Here is an 11,559-nt window from a genome sequence, read left to right on the forward strand (position 1 = left end):
TCATATATATAGTAGTCACTTAGTAGTCTAAGCCACTATTGTGCTGCAGCTTAACCGCATGTACACACCATCATAATGGTCTGGTTAGGACAAGATTGTCTATTCCAGAGAACCGGCTATAACTTGTTCGATTTCTCTGATAGTATGGAATTCGCAAGCGGATGTGGCGGAATTGGTAGACGCGCTAGGTTTAGGTTCTAGTGTCTTCGTGACGTGAAGGTTCAAGTCCTTTCATCCGCATTAGAACCCCGGTTTCTCAAAGGAGCCGGGGCTCTTGTATTAAATTCGCCAAGAAGCCGGGCTTCAAACCTATCCATTAATAGACTAGATCAATTCCCCCCAGGTAGTCATGGGTTAGTACATTTCGAAACCCAGACAAGGCTCGCCAATTAATATCAGGTGCCTGAGCTTTTAGTTCAGGGGATAATTTTTGGCTGGACTCTGCCATGGTTTGTAGACGGCGTATGACAGCATCTTGAATTAGGGAGCTTTGCATAAACTCGTTTTTGCCCCCGCGAGTGTACTTTTTGATCAAGAAGATGCATTCTAAAATGTGCTGTCGATATGTTCGATCATCATAAGTAGTCACAGCGGTTTTGCCTCTGCTAGTACTCGTTCTTGGATTAGTTCGCTAATGCCATAGTCTGTCAGGATATCTATTTTACGGCCCAACAAGTCTTGGAGGTCCATCAGAAGTCCCCCAGGAAACCAGGGAGTCACTGCTTGTGGATCGTAACTAACTAAAAAATCAATATCGCTATCTAGTGTTTCCTCTCCACGAGCCACTGACCCAAAGACACGCACGTTAAATGCCCCATGGTTAGCGGCGATGTCTACAATTTCCTCGCGTTGTTCTCGCAGATGATCTAATAATGTCACTAGATAGCTCCTGTAGCCATTAGGGACGGTAGTAACCCCATTATTATGGTGGGGTCTTCCAGACTACCCTGCCGTACTGAGCAAACGTTTCAAATTCGGTAACCTGGTTAAGTCGCGAAAATCCTGTGTCCATACTGTAGCTAAGAAAGCAGATGAGACGTAGGAAAAACCATGGCAAAGACGATGAGGTCGGGTCTAGCAGTGCTGGTAGCAGTGGTCAGTTTAGCCAGCTGCGGTGCCGCTAATAAATTAAGTCACGATATTAGCTCCCAAGCAGAAGCCCCGATGGAGTCAACAGCCGTCGCTGATTCTGCCAATATTTTGACGGCTCAAGAAAGCGGCGCTGAAGCGGTCGAAGCCGATGCTAGCAGTCCGGTAGAACCGCCTGCTGACGTCGCTGCTGGGCAACCCCAGCTGATTAAGCAGGCTCAGCTCAGCTTAGTGGTAGAGTCCATCGACGACAGCCTTAAAAGCGCCTCACAGGTCATTCGTACCCACCAGGGCGATATTTTGGATCTCCAGGACAATCAGATTGAAGCGATTGAACGCACTGCCTATATACGTATTCGAGTCCCCCAGGCCAACTTAGATGCGCTGCTTGAAGCCTTGGGAGCACTCGGCACTGTACAACAGCAAGGACTCAGCGCTGAAGATGTCTCGGCTCAGATCGTCGATGCTCAGGCGCGGCTACGCAACCTGCGTAAATCAGAGGAGTCGCTACTAAAAATTATGGAGCGCTCTGGCGAGATTTCCCACGTTCTAGAAGTTTCACGGGAGCTAAGCCGGGTACGTGAACAGATTGAACAAATTGATGCCCGTGTGCAAAACCTCAAAACACAGGTACGTTACTCCACAGTGGAGCTGACGTTAGCAGCGGCTGTGGCATCACAGCCTGTCGGACGTCCCCTTGGAGAAACGATTGGGGCTACCTGGCGAGAGGCGACCCAGTCGGTGGGCGACCTCACCGTGGGCTTAATGCAGATCGGTCTATGGTTACTGGCCTATAGCCCTTATCTTTTGGTTGTGGCGGTTGCTAGTATCGTGGGCTATCGCACCATTCGCCGTAGGCCAAGCGCTTAGCCTGCCAGCTGGTAATGGTCCTTATACCAGGCGACAAATTTTTCCATACCGACCTCTAAGGGAGTGCTGGGGGCAAAACCGACATCGGCTGAGAGATCGGCGACATCAGCATAGGTGGCCGTCACATCCCCAGGCTGCATTGGCATCATTTCCTTGACGGCTGTTTTGCCCAGGGACTGTTCGATAATCTCGATAAATCGCATCAGCTCCACTGGACTGTGATTGCCGATGTTATAGAGCTTATAGGGGGCCTGGGTATTAAAGGTTTGATCGGCAATGGGGTGAGGCAATTTTCGTACCACCCGCACTACTCCTTCGACAACGTCATCTATATAGGTGAAGTCTCGCTGCATTTTGCCATGGTTGTAGACCTGGATGGGTCGGTCGTTTGCGATCGCATCTACAAACTTAAAATAGGCCATATCTGGTCGTCCCCAGGGACCATAGACCGTAAAAAAGCGTAGCCCCGTCGTCGGCAACGCATACAAATGACTGTAGGCATGGGCCATCAGCTCATTTGCCTTTTTCGTCGCCGCATAGAGTGAGACCGGATGGTCCACATTGTCAGTCGTCGCAAACGGCACCTGACGATTGGCCCCGTACACCGAACTCGACGAGGCATACACCAAATGCTCCACACCACTATGGCGACATCCCTCTAGGACATGGATAAAGCCAGCCAGATTACTATCCGCATAGGCATAGGGATTTTTGAGGGAATATCGTACTCCAGCCTGGGCCGCCAAATGAATCACCCGGTCAAACGACTGCTCTTGAAACAGGGCCTCCATCTTGGCACGATCAGCTAAATCCACAGGTGCAAATGAAAACGATGTCTGGGGCAACAGCTGCTCCAGCCGACCTTGCTTGAGAGACACATCGTAGTAGTCGTTGAGGTTATCAATGCCATAGACCACATCCCCATCGGCTAGCAGTCGCTGCGCCACAAAGTAACCGATAAAACCAGCTACCCCTGTCACCAAAACATTCATATGTACTCACTTCCATCGAACGCGCTTACTATAGGGTATCTTTCCCTACCTCTCCCTAAAGCTGAAAGCACCTAAACCGAAACAGACCTGACTTTACACAACAGTAATATCAGCGTCAGACATCAGAACAGCTAAAACCGCACCTCAGGTTCTGAGAGGATGTTTTAAAGCACCGGATAGGCCACCCTAGCCCCCCAATTTTGAGGGAATCCGCATCAAAGTCCCCCAGAATTGGGGGATTTAGGGGGCCAGCCAGAATATTGGGTCCTTTTCATAAAACCTCTGAGACAAAATTTAGGATCAATTCAGAAATCGTTCCAAAGATCCAAAGATTTAAATTTCGTCTTTGAAAAATAGTTTAGCGAGCCCGCTATTTCAAATTACTTCTGAATAAAATTTATGCGGAGGAAGCACATAAATTCCGCATATTTTATATAGGACAACATAGGTATTTACAAAGCCCTTCTGTAAACAGGCAAGGAACTCTCAATCGCTGAGCCACAGACATATTCAAGTTCATTTAAAAGTAGCTTCTCACATCGGTAAAATCTTTTTTGGCAGAGGAAACAACTGTTCTACATCAGTGCTAGGATTGCCAGAGAACAAATGTGAAAGACATAAGAAGGACGTAGTTGTAAATGCAAGAAATTGACAAGTCAATATCCTTTGATGGACGGGATATTCGACTTAAAGTAGGTCTTTTGGCGCCCCAGGCAGGCGGTTCGGTTCTGATTGAATCTGGAGAAACTGCTGTACTGGTCACCGCGACTCAGTCGAACCCACGGGCGGGCATCGACTTTCTCCCCTTACTAGTCGATTACGAAGAGCGCCTCTACGCAGCTGGTCGTATCCCTGGTGGGTTCTTACGTCGAGAAGGTCGTCCACCAGAGCGTGCCACCTTAGTGAGCCGCCTCATTGATCGACCCATGCGCCCCCTATTTCCCCCATGGATGCGGGACGATATTCAAATCGTGGCGACCACTGTCTCCATGGATCATAATGTGCCACCGGATGTACTAGCAGCAACAGGGGCCTCTATTGCCACGCTATTAGCTGGAATCCCGTTTTACGGACCCATGGCAGCCGTAAGAGTGGGATTGATCGGTGATGATTTCATTATCAATCCCACCTACAAAGAGATTGAAGACGGAGATTTAGATCTGATTGTCGCGGGCTCGCCCGATGGTGTAATCATGGTTGAGGCTGGTGCAAATCAGCTGCCTGAGCAGGATGTTATTGAAGCTATTGATTTTGGCTATGAGGTTGTGCGCGACCTGATCCAAGCTCAGAAAGATCTGATGGCAGAGCTGGGTATTGAGCCCGTTACCCTACCCACGCCCGAAGCAGACCCCACTTTAGCCGACTTTTTAGCCGATAAAGCTACTGACGGTATCAAGGATATTCTGAAGCAGTTCGAACTCTCCAAACCGGAACGGGACGAGAAGCTTGATGGTCTGAAAGCCGAAATTAGCGAGCAAGTTAGCGAGCTGGCAGACGATCACCCTATCAGCCTAGCCATCGCCGCCAATGGTAAAGCCTTTGGGAACGCTTACAAGGCACTGACCAAGAAACTGATGCGCGCACAAATTCTAGATGAAAAGGTGCGTGTTGATGGTCGTAAGCTGGATCAAGTTAGACCCATTAGCTGTCGGACCCAAGTCTTACCCAACCGCGTTCATGGCACTGGCCTCTTCCGCCGGGGTCTTACCCAGGTAATGTCTGTGGTCACCCTAGGGACTCCAGGGGATGCCCAGATGACAGACGACCTGCATCCAGATGAGGAAAAGCGCTACCTGCACCATTATAATTTCCCTCCCTACTCAGTTGGGGAAACTCGCCCCATGCGCTCCCCAGGACGGCGAGAGATTGGACATGGTGCATTGGCAGAGCGAGCGCTGCTACCCGTGCTGCCCCCCATGGCTGATTTCCCCTATGTGATTCGCGTCGTTTCTGAAGTGCTATCCTCAAACGGCTCCACATCCATGGGCTCAGTCTGCGGGTCCACACTCTCGCTGATGGATGCAGGAGTTCCCCTCTCAAAACCCGTGAGTGGTGCCGCCATGGGCCTGATTAAGGAGGGAGATGAAATTCGGATCTTGACCGATATCCAGGGTATCGAAGATTTTCTTGGGGACATGGACTTCAAGGTTGCCGGTACCGACAGCGGTATTACGGCCCTCCAAATGGACATGAAGATCACAGGGCTGTCCATGGAGACAATCGCCGAAGCCATCAACCAAGCAAAACCTGCAAGGTTGCATATTCTGGCAAAAATGCTAGAGGAGATCAACGCACCTCGAACTGAGCTATCGCCCTATGCGCCTAGACTGCTCACCTTCAAGATCAACCCTGAGATGATCGGCATGGTCATTGGGCCTGGCGGTAAGCAAATCAAGAGCATTACCGATGAGACTGGGGCTAAGGTTGATATTCAAGACGATGGCACCATTACGGTGTCATCGGTTGACGGTGCAGCGGCCGAACGTGCGCAGGCACTCATTGAAGCCATCACCTTTAAACCCTCAGCTGGAGATGTCTACTTGGGTAAGGTCACCCGCATCATTCCCATCGGGGCCTTTGTGGAGTACCGCCCAGGCAAGGAAGGCATGATCCATATTTCGCAGCTGGCGGATTATCGGGTCAATAAGGTCGAGGATGAGGTAACCGTCGGCGAGGAAGTCCTGATTAAGATTCGCGAAATCGACGGTCGGGGTCGGGTCAATCTAACTCGGTTAAATATTCATCCCGATGAAGCAGCTAAAGCTCGTGAAGCAGCTGGAGCAGCAGCTGAGTAGCTTTGCTTCTGAATAAAACCTAGTCGGCTCAATTAACCGCTGTGGGTGTCCATGGCGGTTGCTTTAATTCAGCCCCTTGGTTGCACTGGGTTAAGGTTTCTCGGTAGGATGCTGGATGCAATATCGAGAGCGAAGTTATACATCCGTGCGAAGAATTGTTATCGCTGGTAATTGGAAGATGCACAAAACCCAAGCAGACAGCTTGGCGTTTTTGAATGGTTTTTTGCCCCAGCTAGAGACCACGCCTGAGCATCGTGAGGTTATTCTGTGTGCTCCCTTTACGGCCCTCACCTCACTGTCTAAAACCCTCCATGGCTCCCGCGTGATGGTAGGGGCACAGAATGTGCATTGGGAAACCTCTGGTGCATACACCGGGGAAATTTCTGGCGAAATGCTCACAGAGATAGGTGTGCGCTACGTCATTGTGGGTCACAGTGAACGACGACAGCATTTCGGGGACACGGATGAAACCGTCAATTTGCGCTTGAAAGCTGCTCAAGCTGCTGGGCTAACGCCGATTCTCTGCGTGGGTGAAACCAAACAGCAGCGTGACGCCGGAGACACAGAAACCCACGTCGTCGCTCAGATAGAAAAAGGATTGGCAGGCGTAGATCAAAGCAAACTAATTATTGCCTATGAACCAATTTGGGCCATTGGCAGTGGCGATACTTGCGCCTCGGAGGAGGCTAATCGGGTGTGCTGGGTGATTCGCTCTCAGCTAGCCAATAAAGAGGTACCGATTCAATATGGGGGATCCGTCAAACCAAGCAACGTTGACGAAATTATGGGCCAGCCTGAAATTGATGGGGCTTTGGTAGGAGGTGCCAGTTTGCAAGCTGATACGTTTGCTGGCATTGTCAATTACTCATAGGTCCCTGCCCATATCTGGGACCCTCCCTGTCAATATTAATTGGGGAAGGGTTATTCATTAGCCGCCATTGGATCACTTTGGGTAAGAGCCGTCTGGTCATCATCTGTATCTTCATCACTGCGAATGCAGTAATGGGCATGGACATAGATGCGATCGCGCCCCTGCTGTTTGGCATGATAGAGTGCCAAATCTGCTGCCTGTAGGAGGTCGTGAGAGTCTAGATGATATTCAGGAATAACCGTGGCAATCCCCATGGTTAAGGTCACAGCATCGGACACCCCTGATGTAGCATGGGGAATCGCTGCAGTCGCCAGCTCCTTTTGAATAAATTGGGCTACGCTGTGTCCCCCAGCTGTATCTGTGTTGGGTAAGACCACCGCAAATTCTTCGCCACCATAGCGAGCGACCAAATCCGCTGGTCGTCGGATGCAGCGGGTAAGCACCTGACTCACCTGAGCTAAACACATATCCCCAGTGGGGTGGCCGTAGTAATCGTTATACCGTTTGAAATAGTCGATATCACACAGAATTAGGGTCAGTGGCTGTTTTTCTCGGGCTAAACGTTGCCATTCCGTATCAAAATACCCATCAAACTGCCGCCGATTAGCCAATCCCGTTAGACTATCGGTGAGGGCTAGCGCCCTTAAGTCTTGATTATCTTGCTTCAATGTTTCATAGCGTTGGCTATGATCGAGTGCGATCGCAATTTCATCCACCAGAATTGTGGCCTGATCCTGCTGCTCCAGGGACCAAACATTGGTCTGATCTTTACATCCAATAGCCACCAATCCCCAAGGCCCCCCATCGCCTAACTCTCCCTGGGGTAAATGAATGGGCACCAAAAGCCAAGACCCCGGAAACTGGCTGAGCCACTGCTGATCGACAGGAACCTTCTGCACGGACTCCTGATTAATCGCAATGGGGCATGATTGGTCTAGCTTCGTGGCCACCACATCCAACTCAAGATATCTGTTGAGGACCGTAGAATGATCGGCACTTAACAGATGAAGTACCTGAGTAACCGGCTGCCAACAATAGGGACCGTTCTCCAAAAGAAAAATCCAATCGGCATGAAAAAAGTCCATAAGCTCATGGACAACCGTTTGATAAACATCATTAGCAGCCAATCTCCGGCGGATCCGCCGAATCGTTTCCCGTAAACAAATGTGATTTTGCAGCTGCTGCTGAAGATTACCCAGATCATCTTCAGAATCAGGGAAACAAGCCATCCTTGGGGCAGGTTCGAAGTTTGGATTAAATTGCGCAATATGCGTGGTAAATGCCCCCCAAGACTTAGACCAGCGCTGCTCCAAGCACACTGATGATTTCAACCAAGCAAACAGTGCCTGCAGTCGGGTCAATTTATGACTAGAAGAGATGCGATACATAGAATGCCCAGGAACGAAAGAAGCTCAGCAGTAACGACACCCATCAAGTCTGACGATCCACACCATCCCTGGGGAGTAACGTTCAAACAGGCAAAACACACAATGCGACCGTCACAGCATTCGTCAACGCATCTCTGAGCGATCATTGGCCCTAATTATCGTTTCTACTAGAAATACGTCGATAAATCAGGCAAAGACAGACTTCACAAAATTTGCGCAGTTAAACAGATCAAATCCGGTCGTAGTTAACAAATCATTCATTTGCAATCGTGTGCTCACACCGTTCAAACCGACAGCTACAGACCATTCACTGGCCTCAGGTACGCAAAATGCACACAGTTGAGCGATGAGAAAGTATCTACAGGAAGATGTCGTTATATTTCGTATCCACTGCCTATACGACAGCAAATCTACTCAGCGCACCCTAGCAACATCACTGACCTATAAGTATCAATGGAAGGTCTATGAACTTCTATCGTATAAAGACTGAAATCCATAGCAATGCAGGTCACCAAACACCACGACCGGTAACTCAAAATACTGACTCAATCGTTAATGACAGATAAGAATATTTTTGATATGGGGCGTAGTTTCATAATATTTTTTCAAGGAACATAATTCACAGTAAGGTTTGAACCTTGAGAATATATCGCTCCTTAGATAGATTTACAGATTATTAGATTTAAGGTGTGTCCCTATGCAGCTGTCATCGGTTGGGCCTCATGTCCCAGGCATGTAGCTTTTTCTATGTTGCTAACTTTTCTGACTCAACAGCGTTCGACAGATGAGTTAGAACCGGGCTGGTTTGCTTATTTAAAGGCATGGACTTATGACGCCAAGCTGACCCACAGAGCTTGGCAGCCATCCATTCGCGGTGATTAAGCGTCTACAAATTCAAAAAGTGATTCAAACCTATCACTAATGATGGGGGCCATCGCCGTACGTTCTGCACCCAGTCGAGATCGGTATAGCGTCTGTCTAGGCCCCGTGCCGCTACCCACTGACTTTCTGCCTCACCACGATTGCCAGTCTCCCACAGGGCGACCGTCAGGGCCGCTCTCACATCTGCATAATTGGGATACTTGCGCGCCAAGCTTTTAAGCACCTGTAGTGACTTGGAGCGATCACCGACCTCAAATAAAGCCATGGCATAGTTGGCGTATCCGAGGGAAAAACTAGGCTGAATTGTGATTGACTTTTCATAATCTTTGAGCGCAGCGCTCCAGTTGCCCTGTCCCCCCTTCGCATTGCCACGATTGTTATAGGCCGCTGGATCGTCGGGGGATAGTTTGAGCACACGATTGTAGTCATCGAGCGCTTTCTGCCAGTTGCCTGTGGCTTCGTAGGCAGCGCCACGATTGAGATATGCATCAGGCTGCAGCGGCGCTAGGGAAATCGCGCGATCATAGTCTCCCAGGGCGGCATCAATTTTGTTCTGGCTCACTCGCACATTTCCCCGGTTACTCCACAGAGCAGGTTCATCCGGCAGCGCGTCAATCAGCTGGGACCAAACTACCTCAGCCAGGTCAAACTTACCTTTGCGAGTGAGTTCAAAAGCCCGTTTACGGAGGGCGCCCACATCCGTCGGGGAAATTGCTGGAGTATCTGCCAATGCTGGCGATAACGCTATGGGTATCAATCCCAGCCATAGTCCAAGGACAACTGCAAATAACCAGCGCATAGTACACCAAAAGATTCCTTCTTATAGCTTAAAGCGGAATCGAGCGTTGCCAGAGCAAATCAGTTTTACCGCAGTATGATCTGGTCATGCTCCACTTGAGCTGTGATGCCCCCTGGAAATGGATCGGTTTTAGCCCGATTGGGGGCGGCGGCCAGAGCCACCAGTTTCTCAATATGATCAAAGGTGGGCTGTTGGGGTAGAGCCGTTTGCAACAGACGGCGAGCAACTCGCCGTTGTAATGCTAACGGGGCTTTGTTAAATAAAGAGCGATCAATGCCCCAGCCGTCTTTGAGTGGCTGAATCATTTCGTCATAGAGGCGGTCGGTTTGGGCTGCTAAGTAAGCGACTTCGGCGGTAAAAATTTCGGCAGTCTGGGCCAGGGTAGTTTCTACTTTGGGGTTAAAGTGCGATCGCAAATAAGGCATCAGCTCCTGACGGATGCGATTACGCCGATACTGTAGATCATCATTAGACTTGTCATACCAGACAGGCAGGCCCAGATCTCGACAAAACTCCCCCGTCTCCTGACGGGTTAACTGCAGTAGGGGACGAGTCACCCAGATATCTTGATGAGCCTGTTGATGTGCTTGGGCCAGGGACCGCTGCCAGCTCAACGCTTGCACACCATCGGCTCCGCTCCCTCGCATCAGGTTATAGAGGACCGTTTCCGCCCGGTCAGTCGCCGTGTGACCCGTGACCACATAGGGATAATCATGGGTGCAGGCCACATCGGCAAATACCCCATAGCGCCAACTCCGAGCAGCGGCCTCAGTCTTAGGTAAGGCCTGGGCCGTCTCCACAAAGCAGGGAATTTGCCATTGCTGCGCCAGCTGCCTGACATGGGCCGCATTCTCAGCGGCGTCAGCCCGCCAACCGTGGTCGCAATGGATAATCGCCAAGCGCCATCCCCATTTGGGCCTCAGGTCCCATAAGAGTTGGGCTAGACACAATGAATCCTGGCCCCCCGATACCGCCATCAAGATAGATGCATCTCTAGGCAGCAAGGCAGCTGTCTTGAGCAAGGTGTGAATCTGCGCGTGGATAGGAGTCCAAAACATTATTAATACAGAAGCTTTAAAGACAGACGGATGAGAAAACGGGTGTCTAGCTTTATAGTGGTTTATGCTTTAGCCATCTCACGCCAGGCAAGCGCATGATTGATCAGCCTCAGCCCACCTCCCCTGCAGACTCTGAAAGTCCTGTCCAAAAAGTTGATGGTAACACTGCCCAAGATAGTCGTTCGGCCCTATCTGCTCGCTTAAAAACATCAAAAGATGTAGAGCTCTATGTGTTTGAAGGGAACAACGGCGAAGGTGAGAACAAAACCGTACCGCTGGCTGATGTAACATCCCTGGATTTAGAGATCGACCCACCCACCAGCGATCCGAAACAACAAGTCACCTTTAAGGCTGAGCAAGGTCGGCTGCTGCTGCTGCTGCCTCCGGCTCCTGAAAAAAAGTTTAACGCTACGGACTGGGACGAGCTGTGTCAGCAGATCACCCTGCGCCTCAACTCTGGAGGTCGTTTTTTTGAGCCGAACACAACGGTGCATGTCGTTGCCCGTGACCGATTGCTGGATAGCCGACAGCTCCAGGATATTGATGAACTCCTAAAAACAGCGCAGTTGCGCATGAAACGGATTTACACCCAGCGGCGACAAACGGCAGTAGCAGCTGTCGCCGCTGGCTATTCGGTAGAGCAGCAGACAACGCTAGAGCATTTGGCTACCACAGCAGATCAAGGTCAAGCCCTAGCCGCCCCCCTATACCTACAGACAACCGTCCGCTCTGGCACAGAGATTCGTCATCCCGGGTCCATTGTGGTTTTAGGGGATGAGAATCCGGGCGGGTCGCTGATTGCTGCTGGGGATATC

General features: G+C 50.3%; 10 protein-coding genes, 1 tRNA gene and 1 pseudogene. 6 read left to right on the forward strand and 6 right to left on the reverse strand.

Annotation, left to right across the window (positions count from 1 at the left end; translation table 11 throughout):
• The first annotated feature begins 157 nt into the window (after positions 1–157).
• Positions 158–240: transfer RNA gene (locus IQ260_RS19345), tRNA-Leu, on the forward strand.
• 76 nt (positions 241–316) lie between these two features.
• On the opposite strand, the gene IQ260_RS19350 is transcribed toward IQ260_RS19345, so the two are convergent.
• Both IQ260_RS19350 and IQ260_RS19355 read right to left on the reverse strand, forming a co-directional pair.
• Positions 317–589, reverse strand: a complete 273-nt coding sequence (locus IQ260_RS19350) for a HepT-like ribonuclease domain-containing protein (protein ID WP_193994741.1) — start codon at positions 587–589, stop codon at positions 317–319.
• Positions 586–879, reverse strand: coding sequence for a nucleotidyltransferase family protein (locus IQ260_RS19355; protein ID WP_193994742.1), 294 nt, complete (start codon positions 877–879; stop codon positions 586–588). Before IQ260_RS19355 ends, IQ260_RS19350 begins: the two co-directional genes overlap by 4 nt.
• A gap of 171 nt (positions 880–1,050) precedes the next feature.
• Here IQ260_RS19355 and IQ260_RS19360 point away from each other — a divergent pair, with 171 nt between their 5' ends.
• Positions 1,051–1,959 (forward strand): DUF4349 domain-containing protein, encoded by a 909-nt coding sequence (locus IQ260_RS19360; protein WP_193994743.1) that lies wholly within the window; start codon positions 1,051–1,053, stop codon positions 1,957–1,959.
• Here the strand turns inward: IQ260_RS19360 and IQ260_RS19365 are convergent.
• On the reverse strand, positions 1,956–2,951 hold the full coding sequence (locus tag IQ260_RS19365; protein ID WP_193994744.1) for an NAD-dependent epimerase: 996 nt from the start codon (positions 2,949–2,951) through the stop codon (positions 1,956–1,958). The genes IQ260_RS19360 and IQ260_RS19365 overlap by 4 nt on opposite strands.
• A gap of 638 nt (positions 2,952–3,589) precedes the next feature.
• Between IQ260_RS19365 and IQ260_RS19370 the strand changes: the two genes are divergently transcribed.
• On the forward strand, positions 3,590–5,746 hold the full coding sequence (locus IQ260_RS19370; protein WP_193994745.1) for a polyribonucleotide nucleotidyltransferase: 2,157 nt from the start codon (positions 3,590–3,592) through the stop codon (positions 5,744–5,746).
• Between the two features lie 115 nt (positions 5,747–5,861).
• Entirely contained in the window at positions 5,862–6,617 is a 756-nt protein-coding gene (gene tpiA, locus IQ260_RS19375; RefSeq protein WP_193994746.1) for a triose-phosphate isomerase, read from the forward strand.
• A 50-nt stretch (positions 6,618–6,667) separates the two neighbouring features.
• On the opposite strand, the gene IQ260_RS19380 is transcribed toward tpiA, so the two are convergent.
• Entirely contained in the window at positions 6,668–8,005 is a 1,338-nt protein-coding gene (locus IQ260_RS19380) for a diguanylate cyclase domain-containing protein (RefSeq protein ID WP_193994747.1), read from the reverse strand.
• Between the two features lie 747 nt (positions 8,006–8,752).
• Here IQ260_RS19380 and IQ260_RS31535 point away from each other — a divergent pair.
• Positions 8,753–8,887, forward strand: a complete 135-nt coding sequence (locus IQ260_RS31535; protein ID WP_265579571.1) for a hypothetical protein — start codon at positions 8,753–8,755, stop codon at positions 8,885–8,887.
• A 4-nt stretch (positions 8,888–8,891) separates the two neighbouring features.
• Here the strand turns inward: IQ260_RS31535 and IQ260_RS19385 are convergent, their stop codons facing one another.
• Both IQ260_RS19385 and tilS read right to left on the reverse strand, forming a co-directional pair.
• Positions 8,892–9,686 carry a tetratricopeptide repeat protein gene (locus IQ260_RS19385; RefSeq protein WP_193994748.1) on the reverse strand — a complete coding sequence of 265 codons (795 nt, stop codon included), beginning with the start codon at positions 9,684–9,686 and terminating at the stop codon, positions 8,892–8,894.
• A 65-nt stretch (positions 9,687–9,751) separates the two neighbouring features.
• Positions 9,752–10,744, reverse strand: coding sequence for a tRNA lysidine(34) synthetase TilS (gene tilS / locus IQ260_RS19390; protein WP_193994749.1), 993 nt, complete (start codon positions 10,742–10,744; stop codon positions 9,752–9,754).
• Positions 10,745–10,839: 95 nt separating this feature from the next.
• On the opposite strand from tilS, the pseudogene IQ260_RS19395 reads away from it, so the two are divergent.
• Positions 10,840–11,559 (forward strand): annotated as a pseudogene (locus tag IQ260_RS19395) (hypothetical protein); the annotation flags it as partial.

It is taken from the genome of Leptolyngbya cf. ectocarpi LEGE 11479, from assembly GCF_015207065.1.
In the GTDB taxonomy this organism is placed as follows: Bacteria; Cyanobacteriota; Cyanobacteriia; order Phormidesmidales; family Phormidesmidaceae; genus Leptothoe; species Leptothoe ectocarpi.